General features: G+C 36.2%; 19 protein-coding genes and 1 riboswitch. Of the genes, 11 read left to right on the forward strand and 8 right to left on the reverse strand.

What is annotated here, in order from left to right:
• Positions 1-65: 65 nt before the first annotated feature.
• On the reverse strand, positions 66-785 hold the full coding sequence (locus tag ACP3T3_RS08585) for a pyridoxine 5'-phosphate synthase (protein WP_426479478.1): 720 nt from the start codon (positions 783-785) through the stop codon (positions 66-68).
• Between the two features lie 174 nt (positions 786-959).
• Entirely contained in the window at positions 960-2,228 is a 1,269-nt protein-coding gene (locus tag ACP3T3_RS08590) for a mechanosensitive ion channel family protein (protein ID WP_426479479.1), read from the reverse strand.
• 310 nt (positions 2,229-2,538) lie between these two features.
• Here ACP3T3_RS08590 and ACP3T3_RS08595 point away from each other — a divergent pair, with 310 nt between their 5' ends.
• Both ACP3T3_RS08595 and ACP3T3_RS08600 read left to right on the forward strand, forming a co-directional pair.
• On the forward strand, positions 2,539-3,030 hold the full coding sequence (locus ACP3T3_RS08595; protein WP_129039360.1) for a DUF456 domain-containing protein: 492 nt from the start codon (positions 2,539-2,541) through the stop codon (positions 3,028-3,030).
• 16 nt (positions 3,031-3,046) lie between these two features.
• Positions 3,047-3,556 carry a hypothetical protein gene (locus tag ACP3T3_RS08600; protein WP_426479480.1) on the forward strand — a complete coding sequence of 170 codons (510 nt, stop codon included), beginning with the start codon at positions 3,047-3,049 and terminating at the stop codon, positions 3,554-3,556.
• Here the strand turns inward: ACP3T3_RS08600 and ACP3T3_RS08605 are convergent.
• Genes ACP3T3_RS08605 through ACP3T3_RS08615 form a run of 3 tightly spaced genes read right to left on the reverse strand, consistent with a single transcriptional unit; the run spans position 3,543 to position 5,791 of the window.
• Entirely contained in the window at positions 3,543-4,184 is a 642-nt protein-coding gene (locus ACP3T3_RS08605) for a uracil-DNA glycosylase (RefSeq protein WP_426479481.1), read from the reverse strand. The genes ACP3T3_RS08600 and ACP3T3_RS08605 overlap by 14 nt on opposite strands.
• 35 nt (positions 4,185-4,219) lie before the next feature.
• Complete coding sequence (locus tag ACP3T3_RS08610) at positions 4,220-5,224, reverse strand: acyltransferase family protein (protein ID WP_426479482.1); 1,005 nt, start codon at positions 5,222-5,224, stop codon at positions 4,220-4,222.
• A gap of 36 nt (positions 5,225-5,260) precedes the next feature.
• Entirely contained in the window at positions 5,261-5,791 is a 531-nt protein-coding gene (locus tag ACP3T3_RS08615; RefSeq protein ID WP_426479483.1) for a GNAT family N-acetyltransferase, read from the reverse strand.
• A gap of 107 nt (positions 5,792-5,898) precedes the next feature.
• Here ACP3T3_RS08615 and ACP3T3_RS08620 point away from each other — a divergent pair, with 107 nt between their 5' ends.
• The 5 genes from ACP3T3_RS08620 (at position 5,899) to ACP3T3_RS08640 (ending at position 12,201) form a co-directional block, all read left to right on the forward strand.
• Positions 5,899-8,046 carry an endonuclease MutS2 gene (locus ACP3T3_RS08620; RefSeq protein ID WP_426479484.1) on the forward strand — a complete coding sequence of 716 codons (2,148 nt, stop codon included), beginning with the start codon at positions 5,899-5,901 and terminating at the stop codon, positions 8,044-8,046.
• A gap of 418 nt (positions 8,047-8,464) precedes the next feature.
• Entirely contained in the window at positions 8,465-9,127 is a 663-nt protein-coding gene (locus ACP3T3_RS08625; protein WP_426479485.1) for an ATP-binding cassette domain-containing protein, read from the forward strand.
• 30 nt (positions 9,128-9,157) lie between these two features.
• Complete coding sequence (locus ACP3T3_RS08630; RefSeq protein ID WP_426479486.1) at positions 9,158-9,958, forward strand: hypothetical protein; 801 nt, start codon at positions 9,158-9,160, stop codon at positions 9,956-9,958.
• 35 nt (positions 9,959-9,993) lie between these two features.
• Positions 9,994-10,174, forward strand: a riboswitch (cobalamin riboswitch).
• 117 nt (positions 10,175-10,291) lie between these two features.
• A complete protein-coding gene (locus tag ACP3T3_RS08635) occupies positions 10,292-10,675 on the forward strand; it encodes an acyl-CoA thioesterase (RefSeq protein ID WP_002977578.1) in 384 nt (127 codons plus the stop codon).
• 152 nt (positions 10,676-10,827) lie between these two features.
• Entirely contained in the window at positions 10,828-12,201 is a 1,374-nt protein-coding gene (locus ACP3T3_RS08640) for a DUF4932 domain-containing protein (protein ID WP_426479487.1), read from the forward strand.
• Positions 12,202-12,264: 63 nt separating this feature from the next.
• On the opposite strand, the gene ACP3T3_RS08645 is transcribed toward ACP3T3_RS08640, so the two are convergent.
• From ACP3T3_RS08645 to ACP3T3_RS08655, 3 genes are all read right to left on the reverse strand, one after another.
• Positions 12,265-12,855, reverse strand: coding sequence for an HD domain-containing protein (locus ACP3T3_RS08645; RefSeq protein ID WP_426479488.1), 591 nt, complete (start codon positions 12,853-12,855; stop codon positions 12,265-12,267).
• 1 nt (position 12,856) lies between these two features.
• Complete coding sequence (locus tag ACP3T3_RS08650) at positions 12,857-13,558, reverse strand: XAC2610-related protein (RefSeq protein ID WP_426479489.1); 702 nt, start codon at positions 13,556-13,558, stop codon at positions 12,857-12,859.
• 155 nt (positions 13,559-13,713) lie between these two features.
• A complete protein-coding gene (locus ACP3T3_RS08655; RefSeq protein ID WP_426479490.1) occupies positions 13,714-13,839 on the reverse strand; it encodes a hypothetical protein in 126 nt (41 codons plus the stop codon).
• A gap of 236 nt (positions 13,840-14,075) precedes the next feature.
• Between ACP3T3_RS08655 and ACP3T3_RS08660 the strand changes: the two genes are divergently transcribed.
• The 4 genes from ACP3T3_RS08660 (at position 14,076) to ACP3T3_RS08675 (ending at position 17,536) form a co-directional block, all read left to right on the forward strand.
• Positions 14,076-14,405 (forward strand): PadR family transcriptional regulator, encoded by a 330-nt coding sequence (locus ACP3T3_RS08660; protein ID WP_103234940.1) that lies wholly within the window; start codon positions 14,076-14,078, stop codon positions 14,403-14,405.
• A gap of 11 nt (positions 14,406-14,416) precedes the next feature.
• Positions 14,417-16,138, forward strand: a complete 1,722-nt coding sequence (locus ACP3T3_RS08665; RefSeq protein WP_426479491.1) for a PspC domain-containing protein — start codon at positions 14,417-14,419, stop codon at positions 16,136-16,138.
• Positions 16,139-16,452: 314 nt separating this feature from the next.
• A complete protein-coding gene (locus ACP3T3_RS08670; protein WP_426479492.1) occupies positions 16,453-17,040 on the forward strand; it encodes a 1-acyl-sn-glycerol-3-phosphate acyltransferase in 588 nt (195 codons plus the stop codon).
• A gap of 67 nt (positions 17,041-17,107) precedes the next feature.
• Positions 17,108-17,536: a PaaI family thioesterase gene (locus ACP3T3_RS08675; RefSeq protein WP_047378514.1), complete on the forward strand. Its 429-nt coding sequence runs from the start codon at positions 17,108-17,110 to the stop codon at positions 17,534-17,536.
• Positions 17,537-17,539 lie beyond the last annotated feature (3 nt).

Raw genomic sequence — 17,539 nt, forward strand, 5'->3', positions numbered from 1 at the left:
TGAGAAGTTAGACCAGAGACGAAGTTTTACTAACTTCTCATCTCTAACTTCCAGTTTCTTATTAATTACCATTTTGCCAGTCTCTTCAGATACGCCTGAACTGTATTTTCCAATCCCATATAAAGCGCTTCAGAAACCAAAGCATGCCCGATAGATACTTCCAATAAGTTTGGAATGGTATCGGCAAAGTATTTCAGGTTTTCTAAGCTCAGATCATGACCGGCATTGATTCCCAATCCAAATTTATTGGCTTCAACAGCTGTATCATAATAAGGTTTTACAGCCTGCTCTTTATTGGTCAGATAATTTTTTGCGTAAGCTTCTGTATACAGTTCTATTCTGTCTGCGCCAGTCTTAGCTGCATATTCTACAAGCTCAGGTAGAGGATCCAGAAAAATTGAAGTACGGATTCCTGCATTTTTAAACTCTGCAATGATTTCTGTAAGGTAATCAAGATGTTTTTTAGTATCCCAGCCTGCATTGGAGGTAATGGCATCGTCAGCATCCGGAACTAAAGTTACCTGCTCAGGCTTCACATCCAATACCATATCAATGAAACTCTGATGAGGATTTCCTTCAATATTAAACTCAGTCGTAACCAACGGCTTCAGATCATAGACATCTTTTCGTGTGATATGCCTTTCATCAGGCCTTGGATGGATGGTAATTCCCTGTCCTCCGAATTCCTGAATTTTTACAGCAGCTCCTGTAACACTTGGGGTTTCACCTCCTCTTGCATTTCTTAACGTCGCAATTTTATTAATGTTTACGCTTAGTTTTGTCATTGTTATTTTAGATGTTAGATATGATATGTTAGAAGCCGGAAGCCGGAAGCTGGAGGTAAACCAGACTTTGTACTTCTATTGGTCTTTCTAAATTCATTATCATTTAAAGTTTAATTAAATTTTGTTTAAAAGTGGCAGAAACGTCCAGCTTTCCTCTTCTGTCTTCCCGCTCTTTTACACTTTCACGCTTACCTGCATCACCTGAAGCTCAAATTCTTTTGAAGCCACCAGCAGATGGTCAAAAATATCTGCCTGAATCTGCTCAAAACGTTCCCATTTTGAATCATTGGCAAAACAGTATACTTCAAGAGGAAGTCCTTGCGGGGTAATGTCCAGCTGGCGTACCATCCGGGTTCCGTTTTTATCAATATCAGGATCGTTTTCAATATATTTCTGTGCATAATATCTGAAAACACCGATATTGGTAAGCTGCCTTCCATTCACGATCTTATCTCTATGTTCCAGGCTTTCTTTTTCTTTTTTGATTTCAGAAGTTCTTTCTTCCAGATAATCTGAAATTAGATTTATTTCCTTTAAACGTTCAATATCTTCATCCGTCAGGAATTTAAAAGAATTGATATTAAAGTAAATTGATTTTTTTATTCTCCTTGTATTGGATTCGGACATCACCTGCATATTTTTGATCTCGGTAGTCATCAGATCATAGGTAGGAATGGTGGAAACTGTTTTATCAAAGTTGGTGATTTTGGTGGTCAAAAGGTTGATTTCCGTAATATTTCCTTCAATGCTGTATTTGGGAATGCCTACCCAATCCCCTACTTTCAGGTTTTTTGAAGTGGCAACGTGAAGACCTGTTACAAATCCTAAGATGGTATCTCTGAAAACCAATACCAAAACAGCTGTAATAGCTCCCAGGCTTCCAACGATAGTGGTTCCTTTGATTCCAAAAATCACGCAAAGTCCTACTACTGTAAATATGAAGAGTCCTAAAATTTTTACAGTTTCTGAAATGGCATTAAGTGCCATAATTTTGTAGAAATCCTGTTTAATGCTGAAATAATTTCTGAAAGCAGTCAGCGATCTGTAGAGCATTCCTGCCAATATCAATACCAGCCCAAGATTGATACATCTTATAATAAAAATGGTGGTCTTCGGCAACGCATTTTCAGGAAATATGGATCCCTGAATCCCAGCAACAGCAATTAAAGCAGCAAAATGGGCTACAGAATTGGTGATTTTCGACTGATAAACAGATTTTAAGATCGGAAACTTCTGTTCATTATGAAATAACCTGAAGACCGAATTGATGATGAACTTAAAAACAAAATCAGTAACTAAAAACAGGACAAGAAGTAAACTTAGTTTTACAATAATATGAAAAACCCAGTCCAGCCCGGAGGGTGAAATCCGGGTAATATAAATGTAAAGCTGCTCGCTTAGCTCTTGTATAAAGTTTTTGGTTTCTTGTAACTGGTCATTCATTACAGCAAATTTATGAAATTAAGAATCATCATTTTACTATTCACAATCAATTTTCATCCCAAAAGAGATTCATGGGAAGATATTTGATAAAAATCGTTTAAGAATCAAATGATAAAATGTCAAATCTTCTACCCTCCCAAAATTAGCTGCCAATGACAACATCTGTTATTCCACAACCATACCAGCGGAAACATCGGCAAGGCAAAACCCGTTCTTGGATACGTTATCCTAAATAAAATTTTAGAACTCAATTCTGAAAGTGGCTTTTTATAAGGCCACTTTTTTTATATTGCATATATTTTTAAAAAGAATGGATACAACGATTATTAATATTTTCTGCCTTATTCTGTTATTTGTCGGGATCTTGGGAACTTTTCTTCCGGTATTACCCGGACTTTTGCTGAGTATCTGCGGGCTTCTGATTTATAAATTCGGGACCGATGCAGATCTTCCCATGATTTATATCTGGGCGTTCGGAATTCTTACAGCAGCTTCTGTAGTGCTAAGCTATGTCATTCCGGCAAAAACCAACAGAAAATACGGAGGTACGCGCTGGGGAAGCATCGGTTCCGTCATTGGAACCATTGTCGGAATATTTATTCCTATTCCGCTCGGCTTTCTCGTAGGAATGTTTGCGGGGGTATTTATTGGTGAGTTACTTCATGACAGTAAGGACATGAATAAAGCTTTACAATCCACCAAAGGAGCCCTGATTGGGTTCATCTATGGAACCGGATTCAGTTTTGTAGTAGGAGTGGCAATGTTTTTGGTAGTACTACTTAATATGTTTAACGTTATTTAATTAAATATAAGAAACTATGTTCCATAAAGTTATCATACTCAGTCTGGGAATATTTGCATTAACAGGATGCGAGGCCCAAAAGAAATCAAAGGTCAACACAAAAACTATTGAAATGCCTGCAGGTACCAAAACAACAAGCACTAATGATCAGCAGGATGGTATTTTATACTTCAATGAAGGAGAAAATAAATTTTTAAGAGAATACCAGATGAATGTCACATTCAAAGGGGTTTCTGAAGACAGCCGCTGCCCTGAGGGAGTCAATTGTATCTGGGCCGGAGTAGCTCTTGCTCAGGTGGAAGTAATGGGGACTTCTACCCGCCCAATGATCCTGAGCCTTGCCAGCGCAGATTATCCGGGAAGAAATTATCACCAGTCCGCAGAATTCAACGGGTATACGATTACATTACAGGATATTGCACCGTATCCAAAATCACAGGACGGAGCAAAAGCTTTATCCGGAAAATACAAAATCGGGATTACGATAAAAAAAAGAGTTCAATCAGCTGATCCTACCAGGAAATAGGCTTCTTTCCTTTAGAAATAAGATATTCATTAATTTTTGAGAAAGGTTTGCTTCCAAAAAAACCTCGGTGCACAGAAAAAGGAGAAGGGTGTGCCGATTTAAGAATAAAATGTTTAGCCGGATCTATGAGTTCGGCTTTTTTTTGTGCAAAAGCACCCCATAACACAAATACCACATTCTCTTTTTTATCTGAAATTTCTTTAATAATAAAGTTGGTGAATTTTTCCCAGCCCAGATCTTTATGAGAATTAGGTGAATGAGCGCGAACTGTTAATGTAGCATTCAACAATAAACCCCCCTGTCTTCCCCAGTCATCAAGCTCTTTGGAAGTTCTTACCACTCCCAGATCATCTTTCAGCTCTATAAAAATGTTCTTAAGTGACGGCGGTGCAGCTACCTGTTCAGAAACAGAAAAACATAAACCGTTCGCCTGATAGTCATTATGATAAGGATCCTGCCCAATAATCACAACTTCAACATCATCAAAAGGAGTAAGTTCCAATGCTCTGAAAATCTGATTTTTGGGTGGGAAAACTTTGGTAGTTGCATATTCATTCTTCACTTTCTCCCAAAGGGTTGTAAAGTATTCCGTACTCTTTATCGGGGCTAAAATTTCTGTCCAGGTCATATTGCAAAAATAATGATTTAAAATAAGAGCATCAATTATACGTTAAATATCTTCATTTTTCTTTCAATCAGCATATATGAAAAATAAGACAGCAATAAGGAAAGAGATATCAATAACAGATTATTAAGATGATAATTATTTACAATAACAAAATCCTGCTTCTTCACCATATAATGGATAATATACAGCGAATAAGAAATATTCCCTAAAAAATAGACGGCTTTGGTTTCTAAAAACACCTTCAGATAGTTTTGCCTTCCTTCATACAGATATTTTATTATAAATGCTGATAATAAAGGAATAAACAGCAGCCCTTTTTCAACAAACAACATGGATATAAACAATGTGAGAATGCTGTAAATAACCAGGTTTCCTTTCTTTATTTTAAATGGCGGCAATAAGGCTGCCCCAATACCAAGAAAATAGGAAGAAACTGTTCTCAGAAGGGAAACAAGACCATAAGGAAGATCAAGATATCTTGGTGATTCTCCTACCTCCAGCGGAATTTCAGAACCAATGTACAAATGAGGGGGAAGATAAGGAAGTGCAAACCTTACAACCAAACTTGCAATGATTAAAATTTCGCCGCGTATTTTATAATGCAAGACAATCCATAACATAAAAGGGAATATCAAATAGCAAACCCATTCTGTACTTAGCGACCAATAGACTACATTCAGGAGATAATCAGGATTAAAAAAGCATTGTAATAAAGTGGCATTAATCAGAAATCCTGCTATTGAGGTCTTCACTAAAAACAATGCAATAAAAATAACCGATACCATATATACAGGATAAATCCTATTGATTCTTTTTTTGTAAAAAACGTCTATTACGTTATAATTTAAATTTGTAAACTTTTCAGAATAAGATATCGTCAGCAAAAAAGCACTTAACACAAAAAAAATATCAACGGCTACATACCCCTTTCCTACTATATTCTGAATACATTCATTCCTGAAAAAACTAAAATGAAAAAAAGCAACCCATAATGCAACAACCCCTCTCAGTCCCGTTAAAGATTTTACTTCATTTTTCATATGCAATTTCAATCGGCAACAAAGATAGAGAAAAACCTATTCAGATTCATGGGAACCGCCAGAAGCCCTTTGTAAACTAAAAATAATATTATCCGGAAACCCTTCATCTTCCCTTCCCTCCTGCAAAACAAAATGATGCTTTAAAAGAAGTCCTTTCGAATTTTCATTGAATGTATTGGTAATGGCTACAATTTCCTGTAAATGCAATTCATTACATCCGAAATCTAAAACCGCTTTCAAAGCTTCAGACATTATTCCCTGCCTGTGATATTCGGGTAATAACTCATATCCTACTTCCGCTGTTTTCCGGTCTTCAGAAAAATTCCAGAGACAGATAGTCCCGATAAGATTCAGCTGCTCTTTTAAAGAAATTCCCCAATAGAAAGTTTGATTGTTCTGAGTATTTTTCTTAATGGTTAAAATAAACTGAAGAGCATCATAGCTATTTTTTGGTGAGTTCCTACGGACAAACTGATTGATCACTTCATTGCTTCGGATTCGTAAAATATCCTCAACGTAGCTTTCGTTGATATTTCTCAGTAATAATCTTTGGGTTTCCAGTTTCATATCTCAAATTTAATAAAAGCAGCTCGATAATATTAAATTCACAGTTAATTTATTCTGTAAATCTCTCAGATATACGTAATAATCAAAATTCTCACTAAATTTGCACTGTGTATATAGATAAAGAAGATTTAGACGAATTAGAGTTTCCGCAATTGCTCGCGGAAATCTCCCCATTTGCATATTCTCCGAAAACAAGAGAAAAAATTCTTCAACTTCGTCCGATGGAAATAGACGAGGCAGAACTTTCATTAAAAAAAACCTCAGAATATCTGTCCAGTTTTGAAAGTTCAAATGCGATTCCGTTTGATGAATATGAAGATATTGAAAGTGAGCTGAAATTGATGCTGATTGAAAACTACCGTCTGGAAAACGCTGCTTTCATCAAAATAAAAACCATCACGGAACAGATCGGAAAACTGCAGAAGTTCTTCCCTACCATGCCGGAAACGTTTCCTGTCTTATTGGAAGAGGTTTCTGTATTGGAATTCAGAAAAGAGATTATCGAGAAGGTTGATAAGGTTTTTAACCGTTTTGGTGAGGTAAAAAATGAAGCTTCTCCAGCTCTGAAAGGGATAAGAACTGAAATTCAGCTTGCTAAAAAGGCGATCCAGGAAAATTTCAACCGTGCGCTTACTACTTACGGGCAGAGCGACTTTCTGGATGATATTCGGGAAACAATTATTGACGACCAGAGGGTTCTGGCAGTAAAATCAGGATTCAAAAAAAGGGTTGCCGGCAGAACGCTGGGAATTTCCAAGACAGGTTCCATCACTTATATTCAGCCGGACAGTGTTGTGAAGCACTACTTCAAGTTGCGTGAAAATGAAGAGGAAGAGAAAAAAGAAATTGACAAAGTTCTCCGTAACCTTACCGCTGAGCTGGCAGAATTTCAACCTCAGCTATGGAGATATCAGGTTTATATTTTTGATCTTGACCTTACGAGAGCCAAAGCAAAGTTTAGTGAACTGATCAACGGAGTTCTTCCAAAAATCAATCATCATAAAACGCTGAGATTAAAAGACGCCTATCATCCTCTGTTATGGTTAAGAAATAAAACAGAGAATAAAACCATTCATCCACAGCCACTTACCTTAACGGAACATAACAGGATCATCTGTATTTCCGGTCCGAATGCCGGTGGGAAATCAATTACCCTGAAAACGGTAGGGCTATTGCAGCTGATGATTCAGAGTGGTATTCTGGTTCCGGTTCATCCCAAATCTGAAATGTTTTTCTTTGAGAAAATCATGACTGATATCGGAGATAACCAGTCCATCGAAAATCATTTATCCACTTATTCTTCGAGATTGAAGAAAATGTCAGGAATCATCCGTGAGGCTGATGCCAATACGCTTCTGCTTATTGATGAATTCGGTACAGGTTCTGATCCGGAGCTTGGAGGTGCCCTGGCAGAAAGTTTTATGGAGTTTTTCTATGACAAAAAGAGTTTTGCCATTATCACGACGCACTATACCAATATCAAACTGGTGATAGAACAGCTTCCCAATGCCCAGAACGCAGCCATGCTCTTCAATGAAGAAACACTGGAACCGATGTATAAGCTGGAAGTAGGACAGGCAGGAAGTTCATTTACTTTTGAAGTTGCGGAAAAGAATAAGATTCCAAGATTTATTATCCATTCTGCCAAGAAAAAGGTAGAACATGATATTGTGAATCTTGATAAAACGATTGTAAAACTGCAGCAGGAAAAATTTGAAGTTGAAAAGCTGAAATCTGATCTGGCAGAAAGAAAAGAGTCTGTAGAAGATAAGCGTGATAACCTTCAGAAACTGAATGACCAGCTTCAGCAGAAATTATTTAATTTCCAGAAACTGTATGAGGAAGAACACCGCAAACTTCAGTTCGGAAATAAGATTGAAGCATTCATCGACAGCTACACCAAAGGAAAATCCAGAAAGGATGTTGTAAAAGATTTTGTGAAGCTTCTTGAACAGGAGAAATTCAGAAAATTGGGCAGTGATAAAGATGAAACCAAACGTCTGCAGGTTGTTAAGAGAAAAATTACTCAACAGCTGAAGAAAGATGACGTGATTGAAAAAATTGCTGAAACCAATGAAAAGCTGGAAGAACAACGTAAAAGCGACCGCGCTATTTGGATGAAGATTGGGCAGCGTGTTCGTATTACAGGAAGCACCAGCGTGGGAACCATCGAAAAGATTTCCCGAAATAAGGTAATTGTCAATTACGGTACATTTAAGACCACCATCAACGCAGATGAGCTTGAAAGAATTTAAATTAATCTATCCAAGGATTAAGTTACGCAAATACAGAGAGAGCACTTTTCGGAGTTCTCTCTTTTTTATTATTTTTTAATGAATCTTTTAACTCTCTCTTGTATAAAGGTTTTTAATATATTTGAATTCATAAAGCATTGAACATGGTCAGAAACCTTACTATTCTTTGGATTTTTTATCAGAAAATTATATTTCCTGCGGTCCTGTTTTCATTACTCATTTCATTCTTACTTTTTGGCGGGTTTGAAGCTTTTGGATTGAGTTTTCTTTTTACTGCACCGGTTCTTCACTATTTTATTTACGAATTAAGATTTAAAAGCGAATATTACTTTTATGCCAATTCAGGCTTTTCAAGGATGTTTCTCTGGGCAGGAACAATAGTATTGGGGATTATTGTTAGAATTATAACATTGTTTTTATGAGCAGACTTCATGTTGATAGTGTAACAAAATCTTTTAATGAGAGGAAAATTCTGCAGGATATTTATATAGGATGTGAAACAGGGCAAGTTATAGGATTACTGGGCAGAAACGGAAGCGGAAAATCAACCCTGTTGAAAATTATCTTCGGAACTGAATATGGTGATACTCAGTTTATAAAATATGACAACACTATTTTGAAAAGTATTTCCGATAGAAAAAACAGAATTGCTTACTTACCTCAGGATCTCTTTCTGCCAAAATTTATAAAAGTAAAAAATCTGATCCCTCTTTTTTGTAATAAAAGAAACACTGAGTTACTTTTTAGTTCAGAATTCGTACAACCTTTCCTTCATGAAAAACCTACAAACTTATCCAAGGGAGAACAGCGAATCATTGAAACGCTGATGATCATTTATTCCGAAACTGATTTTGCCCTGCTTGACGAGCCATTTCACAGTCTTTCTCCCAAGGTTACTGAAGAACTGAAGAAAAATATACTTCGGGAGTCAGCACATAAAGGCTTTATCATTTCTGATCACAATTTTCAAGATGTTCTGGATATTTCTGACCTCTTGTATATACTTTCAGATGGCCATCTGAAACAAATACAAGATTTAAAAGAACTGCAGCATTATAATTATCTTCCGAAAAGCATTTAATTTATATATTTGGAAGATCAAAAAAATTTCATGATGACTTTCATAAACAAAGCATTTTATTTATCTGCTTTCAGTATTTTTTCTTTAGCCTTTGTAAAGGGGCAGAATAAAGTTCCTTTCGGAGTGGTAAAAGCTGAAGAAGGATATGCCAATGTGCGGGTACATAAAGACAATTACAGAAAAATTGTAGATAAAATCCGTATGCGTAAGGGTGATGTATTTGTTTATGTAAAGCCTGCTCCCGGGGAAACAGAATGGATCTGGATCAAATATCCGGAAAAACAGGATGACGACAAACCCTTTGTGCGTTATGAAACTCTTGATAAGGAAGGAATGGTAAATAAAGAGCGTATTGCTTATATTGATCAGCTTCCCGCCTATACCCCTTCCAGGTCTAAAAACGGAAGATCACTTATTTTTACCGATAATTCTGATCCTAAAATTCCTACTGCTCAAAGAAGCAAAGTAGTGATTGACATCTACCCTTCCAATGCGGGTTACCGTAAAAAGGAAAAAGATGCAGAAGGAAAACTACTCACCATTGATAAAGTAAAACCCTGGGGAATCGGAAATGATCTTCCTGAGGGTATGACGGAAATCAAATCCATCAGAGTACAGCAACCGGGAAGAGGTTCTGTTTTTGTAAGAGAAGCCATCAAAAATATGTTCCAGCCTACCATGGATTTTGATAACATTGGAGTCACTTCCCTTGACAGCGATAATATTTTCCTTTATATGATCAATGGTTCAGGAGAAAACAGATACACTACACTCTGGACGATCAAGAAAGGAAGAGTAATCAGCCAGATTATTTTCCATAATCCGGAATAAATTCATTATTTTTGCTTCCGAAAAAGTTTTTACGCTTATTCATCACAGAAATGGGTTCTGCATCACTGCAGATTAAAAGGGAACCGTGTGAAAATCACGGACTGTCGCGCAACTGTAAGTAACTGAAGTCTTTTATCAAAGATCCACTGTGCGGGGCATGGGAAGGAGATAAATGATGTTACAAGTCAGGAGACCTGCCTTTTTCTTACACATGTAACTTTCGCGATTTGAAGTTGTATTGATCTGATGGATTGTTTCAGGAATTCTCTTGATTCCTGTTATTATTCTGTTTTTTCTAATATCATTTCACTTCGCTTTAATTAATAATGATATATGACTACAGAAGAAAGAATTGAAGCATCCGAAACCAGAATCTTTAAAGCGGTTTTCCCCAACACAACCAATCATTACGATACCCTTTTTGGCGGTACGGCCATGCAGCTGATGGACGAAGTAGCTTTTATCACCGCAACCCGTTTTGCGAGAAAAAGAGTGGTAACGGTAAGCAGTGACAAGATCGATTTCAAGAAACCTATTCCTGCCGGAACTATTGTTGAGCTGATCGGGAAAGTTTCCTACGTGGGAAAAACCAGCATGAAAGTGAACGTTGAGATCTACACCGAGCAGATGTATTCCTATGAAAGAGAAAAAGCCATTGTAGGTGATTTTACTTTTGTAGCCATCGATGAATTCAAGAAACCAATCCAGATACTATAAATAGAGTTTCGGGCGGCCAAAGGCCGCCCGAAACTTTTATATTTTAAATATATTTAATGATTGTAATTCATTGGGTTTTTCTTTAATTTTAGCCGCTCAGAATATCATCTGTGTTTCTCTTAAAAACTAATAGAAAATTCATATTACATTACATGAAAAAGATTATCTTAATCATTACACTTATCCTTTCCGTATCATTAACAGCACAAAAAGATGTTACAATTGAGCTTTCTGAAAGTTACGAATTGGGAAATATCATTTTAGCGCTTACAGACTATGGTAAAACAGATCCTTATGATGTTCAAAAGATTCCTCCGTATTATGATGAAATCATGTCTTATTTTGAGCCTGTAAAAGATCATCCGCTATTAAAAAAAGTAAATTATTCAAGAAAGGAGTGGAAAAAGTTCTTAGGTTTCCGGACTGATTTCTATGCATTCTCTTTTGATGAAAAAGGTGTACTTAAAAGAGATTTCCCATTTAATTCATTTGGCCCTCAAGAAGTGGATGAAAATCTGGAACTAATCAACGATTTTGTCAAGAAATCGAATTACAGAGCTTTTTACAAAAATCATCAACAGTTTTATAATACTTTAATTGCCAATTACAAAGAGTATTATTACATCAATGACACCTATGCCTTCCTTGATAAAATTGCTGGACAACCTAAAAATAAAAATACCAAATCCTATGTTATTGCCATTTCTCCTTTAGTAGGCGGACAAAATTGCCACAGAGAGATCAACAGTTCATTAACCGTTGACTTCCCTGATATCGGAAAAGACCTTATTCTTGGAAACTTAAAAGATAATATTGCAAGAAGGATTCTTGATAATCACACCGTATTTTCAGAAATTGATCATGGATATGTAAATCCTATTTCGGATCAATATTCAAAGGAAATAACTGAGAACTTCAATCTGATAAATTGGGATAAAAAATCAGGATATTCAGGGATCAGTTCATTCAATGAATATATGACATGGGCTGTTTACGACTTATTCATCAGAGAAAACTTTCCCAAGGAAAAAACAGATAGTCTTTCTGCTATCTATCATAAAGTGAATATCCGACGTGGTTTTATTGCCCAGAATTTATTCTCTGAGAAACTTATTGAGCTTTATAAAAAGGAAAAGAGCCTGGATAAATTATATGTTCCATTATTAAAGTGGACAAAAAGAACAGGGAGCAAAATTTCCCAGCCTTCCGTTGTCAATTCCAACAATAAGGATTTTGAAAAAGTTGACATCAACAATGTTGTTGTAAAATTCACAGAGCCTATGAAGAAGACAACAACGCTTCAACTGAAATTATATGAATACATTGATGGAAAAGAAACCAGCAATACAATCATTATCGTTAAAAATCCGGTTTGGTCTAAAGATGGGAAAGAAGTAAAATTCAAACTGGATACTTCTTATAAGAATTTTGTACTGGGTTTTTATGTACCGAACAGCATGGCAGGATTTTATTCTAAGAACGGAATTTTATTAAATCCTGACAACTACGTATTGCTATCCTCATAACTGAATGAAATTACCTATAAAAAGACACTGTTCTAAACCGAACAGTGTCTTTGTTTTTTTAAACTATTTCAACACTTTTTCTGTTTCCAGACTTCTGCTCAATAAAAGTTCAAAAGCCTCTCCCATTTCATCAGAAGCTCTGCCGATAGCATTTTCAAGCATATTTCTGATTTGTCTTTCTGTTACTCCCGCTTCTGTCCAGCTCTTTCCTGTAGTATGGGAATTTAAGATAAACGGCATGATTCTGTCAATTCCACAGGCAAAAACAGCATCCGGGGTCTTCTCTTCTTCAAACTCCAGCCATAGGTTAAAGAATTCTGTACGTAAAGGTTCATCCAGAATTCCAAAAATTTTCTGGGCAGATGCTTTCTCTCTTTCAAACTTTCCTACCATTGCTTGTTCATCAAAAATGAAAGTATCTCCGGCTTCTATTTCCACAAGATCATGAATAGAAAGCATTCTTATAACTCTTAATAAATCAATATCTGCGCGGTTTTTGGCATACGGATAAAGAATCTGGGCCAGAATGATAATCTGCCAGGAGTGTTCCGCCGTATTCTCTCTCCGGGAGTCATCTGCATTATAATTTCTTCGCTGTACATTTTTCAGAGCATCTACTGCCAGGATAAAATCTATTTCTTTCTGAATTTTCATCTTACTTTTTATTTCTGTTATATTGATCTGCCGGATATACCTTTGTTTTGGTAATCCATTTATTATTGAGCTTTTCTTTAGTGATTACTTTTACCTGCCCTTCTACCGTCATATCTTCTTCTTTTTCCAGAACTTTATCCAGTCCTTTATTCGGAATTACAGCATATTCTGTTGTAAAAATATCACAACATCCGGATTTCCCATAAGCTATGAGACGTTTGCGCTTGGCATCCACTTCAAAAATATCAAAGGAATTCGAAGCAAGATCTGTAAGTTCTTTACTTTTCACAAATGCCATTCTGGTAGCGTTGAATACATATACGTCATAAGAGGCGGAACTATAATTTCCCATATTGCCATTTCTTACCGCTATATCCTCTGTTCCATCAAAATTAAAATCATCAATAACCACAGGACTGTTTTCATTCTTTAACTGAAGCATTTTCCCCGGCTGTGGCTTTTCGCCCTGGTTTAGCTCCAATACCAGGTCATCAGATACAAAGGTTTGTACTTTGCTGTTTTTATGATCAAACAATTCTACGGTTCCTTTTCCATTGCATCGCCCATCATAACAATTTTCTACGTGAATAATTACATCATAACTCTTTGATACATCTTTAACCTCAAACTGATATTGTCCGAAACATACAGGTCCAAGTAAAACAAAAGCCTGTAGATGCCTATACTTATTGAATAAATTCATGGTAATAGTAAATAATTTAGGTGCTTTTTTCCTAACAAAAATACGAATCATAACACCGATCTCAAAATTCAGGACTCTTTTATTTATAAGGGTTTGAAATCATCATTTTTTAGGTAGGAGGATTCATTTATGAGAAGCTGCTTCCCGCTATCCGCTCATACTCCTCGCTCCAATGCTGTACCATTGCATGCTGTGGGGTAACCGCTGCTATCGGGGCTATAATATGAGTAATAAGCAATATTGATGAATGATGCTTTTCTCTGCATTTCTTTCAATTTCATTTAAAATTTGGTGATTTTTTAGTCATTTCCCACTCAAATTTATTTTAATAAAAACCTCCACATAAAATTATACAATTGATTACCAGTTATTTAAACTATTTATTTAAAAAATTTCACTACTTTGTATTGCATAATACCATTCTATTTACATATCTTTGTAATGTAAAATTAGAATAGGCTCAACTAGCTAGGAGCATTTTTCTAAACATATAACTAATTAACAAAACTTATCAAAGATGAATACCGAAAATACCAAAGCGCAAATGCGAAAAGGAATTCTGGAATTCTGTATTCTAAGTCTCATCAATAATCGCGAAATGTACGTTTCCGATCTTATCGATGAACTGAAAAAAGGAAAACTGGATGTAGTGGAAGGGACCCTCTACCCTCTTCTTACAAGACTTAAAAACGGAGAGTTTCTCTCTTACAGATGGGAAGAATCTACCGGAGGGCCACCCAGAAAATATTATCAGATCACAGAAAAAGGAAAACTTTTTTTGGATGAGCTACAAAATACATGGAATGAACTGACAGCCTCAGTAAACCAAATCACCCAACAAAATTAAAAAACAAAGCTATGAACAAGACACTCTCAATAGGACTCGCAGGTTTTTCTTTTACCATAGAAGAACACGCATATATAAAGCTCAGCGATTACCTGAATGCTCTGAGAAGCTCTCTGGATGCTTCTGAGGCTGATGAAGTAATGCATGACATAGAAATAAGAATGGTGGAGATTTTCAAAGATTCTCTGGGAAAACGTGAAGTGATCAACGATACCGATGTAGAAAAGGTAATCGCACAGATCGGAAGCCCTGAAAAAATTGAAGAACAGGAAGAAGCTTATTTTTCTGAAAAAACTTCTACCAGAAATTACAATTCAGGAACCAGCTATACCGATAAAAAGCAACTTTTCCGTGATCCGGAAAAACAAAAAGTAGCAGGGGTTTGCGCAGGTTTAGCTCAATATGTAGGAATGGATATTACCACCATGAGAGCAATCTGGCTGGGAATCTTCATCTTAGGAATTTTCACAGCAGCCATCTCATCTTCACTGATCGGTCTTTTATATGTAATCCTTTGGATCGTACTTCCAAAAGCTGAAACAGCAGCAGATTTCCTAAAAATGCAGGGAAAGCCTATGAACTTCGACAATCTTAAGAATGAGTCTAATAAATTGGTTCAGTTTGCCAATGAATCTACTCAGAGGGTCGGAGAAATCTATAACGAAAACAAGCCGTATATCAGCAATGCAAGCAGCGGAATCTGGAATGTATTCAAGTACATCGTAGGAGGATTCTTCGTATTGATGGCGGTGGGGAGCATTATCGGAGTGTTTGTATTATTTGGTCTTTTCGCAATGGATACAGACTTCCCGGGAGCTAATGAAATCAGATTCTATATGGATGATCAGGGACTTGATAAAGTACTGGCAGCCATGATGGTGATAGGAAGCTTAATTCCGGCAATTCTTTTCAGCTTACTAAGCATCAAGATCTTCTCTCCAAAAACAAAACTGAGAAATATCGGATGGGTAATCGGAGGTTTATTTCTTCTTCTTATCGGATTGGGAACTTACTTCGGAATAAGCATGGCCAAGAAAGACATGATCTACAGAGGAAGCAAGGAAGATGTAGAAAATGTAGCCATCAATACGACTTCAGATACTGTGTATGTGGATGTAAAACAAGTCAACATTCCTCAGAACTTCAAAGCGTATAACAATGATATTTATTCTGATAAAAGATCTGTTTACGAAGAAGATTATATCTCAGTAGATGTAACAAGAAAACCGGATATCAAAACCCCTTATCTGATCATCAAAAAAGAAGGAAAAGGATACAATTTCCCAATTCAGATGACAGTGCCTGTGGAAATAGTAAACAACAAAGTATTGCTTCCAAACTACATCAAATATCCATATGATCACAGATTCAGAGATTACAGCCTGAATTATGAACTGGTAGTTCCGCAGAAAACAGTTGTTATTTCATTAAAGAAAAACGGAATAAATATAGATGGAGACCTGGATGGAGATGGTATCAATGACAACGAAGAAGACAGAGATGAAGACAACAGCGGTGTTAGAATTGAAAAAAATAAAATCACAGTAAACGGTTCCAGCATTGAATATAACTCTGATGATCAGGACAGTATTATCGTAAACGGTAAAAAAGTTCCGAACAACCAGGCAAAGAAAGTAATTGATTCTGCAGTGTCCAATATCAAAAAATCAAATAAAGATGTAGACATTAAGATCAAAGACGGAAAAAACGAAATTTCTATACAAACTAAATAATTAACTTCAGAGAGTGGTAGAAGGTGTGAGTGGATGGCAACCGTTTGAAATTCACACCCTTCTTCTCTCAGAAAAGTGAAAATAAAAGCCTGTTTAGTTTCTTATGTGAAAAAAAAGGTTTAATTTCGTAAAGCTAAAATTTAATAACCAACCAACCAAAAACACAGCCTTATCATGATACAATTTGCAATGGAATTCGTAATGAAAATCGTAGATTTAATTAGCGGTTTGTTTTAAGAGCGATAATATTTCAATATATTTGTAAAGTATAACCAAAGTTTGGTTATACTTTTTTGTTTTTAATCCAGGAAATTATGAAAAAGCTGATAGGCAAAGCAATGTTAAAAATATTAGGTTGGAAAGTCGTTCTGCAGGGCGATGTCAACAACCTGAACAGGTGTATCCTTGTGGTAGCGCCACATACCCATAATATGGAATACATTTTAGGGAATTTCGCCTACTGGTCTTTGGAAAAACCTTTAAAAATCATCATTAAAGATGCTCACACCAAAGCCTGGTATGGAAGCATCGTAAAAGGACTTGGAGGTATTGGCATCGACAGAAGCCAGAAAAATGATCTGGTAAATTTTGTAGCCAACCAGTTTTCTAAAGAAGACTTCAGTCTTGTGATTACTCCGGAAGGAACAAGAAGCTGGGTTCCAAAATGGAGAAAAGGATTCTATCATATGGCTTTGGCAGCAAAAGTTCCTATTGTACTGGCCGCAGGTGATTTCAAGAGAAATATTGTGTATCTGGGGTACACTATTCCTTATGAAAGAATCGCATCGGTACCTTTTTCAGAAATCATGCAGGAAATTCAGGAGTATTATATAAAGAATGATATTGTTCCAAAAGTTCCTGCCAACTGGAATCCCAATATTATGGGAACCGGAACTGAATAGATGATAGATGATAGATGATAGATGATAGATGATAGATGATAGATGCAAAATTAAATCAATTATAGAAATGAAAGGTCAGACAAAAGAAGAAATATTAGCATTCATTAATAACTGGGGAGACGTAACGCTTGCCAAAACCCTTGAAATAAAATTCATTGATATTGATCTCGAAAATGAAACCCTTACCGCTACGATGCCTGTTCTTCCAAGAACCCATCAGCCGTTTGGAATCATGCACGGAGGAGCAAGCTGCGTTCTGGCTGAAACGTTAGGCTCAAGCCTGTCTAATATTTTCATCGATGGCGAAAAATATTATGGAGTGGGAACCAATATCAATTCCAATCATTTAAGAAGCAAAAAAGACGGAATTGTAACAGCTACAGCCCGTTTTATCAGAAAAGGCAAGACGATGCATGTTTCTGAAATTGAAATCCGTGATGAAAAAGGAGTTCTGATCAATCATACGACAATGACAAATAACATCATCAATAGATAAATT

The organism is Chryseobacterium sp. CBSDS_008 (assembly GCF_049959325.1).
Lineage (GTDB): Bacteria > Bacteroidota > Bacteroidia > Flavobacteriales > Weeksellaceae > Chryseobacterium.

Excerpts from the sequence above, each read along its gene's own strand:
- ACP3T3_RS08585 (WP_426479478.1), bottom strand. The coding sequence starts at position 785 with ATGACAAAACTAAGCGTAAACATTAATAAAATTGCGACGTTAAGAAAT.
- ACP3T3_RS08590 (WP_426479479.1), bottom strand. The coding sequence starts at position 2,228 with ATGAATGACCAGTTACAAGAAACCAAAAACTTTATACAAGAGCTAAGC.
- ACP3T3_RS08595 (WP_129039360.1), top strand. The coding sequence starts at position 2,539 with ATGGATACAACGATTATTAATATTTTCTGCCTTATTCTGTTATTTGTC.
- ACP3T3_RS08600 (WP_426479480.1), top strand. The coding sequence starts at position 3,047 with ATGTTCCATAAAGTTATCATACTCAGTCTGGGAATATTTGCATTAACA.
- ACP3T3_RS08605 (WP_426479481.1), bottom strand. The coding sequence starts at position 4,184 with ATGACCTGGACAGAAATTTTAGCCCCGATAAAGAGTACGGAATACTTT.
- ACP3T3_RS08610 (WP_426479482.1), bottom strand. The coding sequence starts at position 5,224 with ATGAAAAATGAAGTAAAATCTTTAACGGGACTGAGAGGGGTTGTTGCA.
- ACP3T3_RS08615 (WP_426479483.1), bottom strand. The coding sequence starts at position 5,791 with ATGAAACTGGAAACCCAAAGATTATTACTGAGAAATATCAACGAAAGC.
- ACP3T3_RS08625 (WP_426479485.1), top strand. The coding sequence starts at position 8,465 with ATGAGCAGACTTCATGTTGATAGTGTAACAAAATCTTTTAATGAGAGG.
- ACP3T3_RS08630 (WP_426479486.1), top strand. The coding sequence starts at position 9,158 with ATGATGACTTTCATAAACAAAGCATTTTATTTATCTGCTTTCAGTATT.
- ACP3T3_RS08635 (WP_002977578.1), top strand. The coding sequence starts at position 10,292 with ATGACTACAGAAGAAAGAATTGAAGCATCCGAAACCAGAATCTTTAAA.
- ACP3T3_RS08640 (WP_426479487.1), top strand. The coding sequence starts at position 10,828 with ATGAAAAAGATTATCTTAATCATTACACTTATCCTTTCCGTATCATTA.
- ACP3T3_RS08645 (WP_426479488.1), bottom strand. The coding sequence starts at position 12,855 with ATGAAAATTCAGAAAGAAATAGATTTTATCCTGGCAGTAGATGCTCTG.
- ACP3T3_RS08650 (WP_426479489.1), bottom strand. The coding sequence starts at position 13,558 with ATGAATTTATTCAATAAGTATAGGCATCTACAGGCTTTTGTTTTACTT.
- ACP3T3_RS08655 (WP_426479490.1), bottom strand. The coding sequence starts at position 13,839 with ATGAAATTGAAAGAAATGCAGAGAAAAGCATCATTCATCAATATTGCT.
- ACP3T3_RS08660 (WP_103234940.1), top strand. The coding sequence starts at position 14,076 with ATGAATACCGAAAATACCAAAGCGCAAATGCGAAAAGGAATTCTGGAA.
- ACP3T3_RS08665 (WP_426479491.1), top strand. The coding sequence starts at position 14,417 with ATGAACAAGACACTCTCAATAGGACTCGCAGGTTTTTCTTTTACCATA.
- ACP3T3_RS08670 (WP_426479492.1), top strand. The coding sequence starts at position 16,453 with ATGAAAAAGCTGATAGGCAAAGCAATGTTAAAAATATTAGGTTGGAAA.
- ACP3T3_RS08675 (WP_047378514.1), top strand. The coding sequence starts at position 17,108 with ATGAAAGGTCAGACAAAAGAAGAAATATTAGCATTCATTAATAACTGG.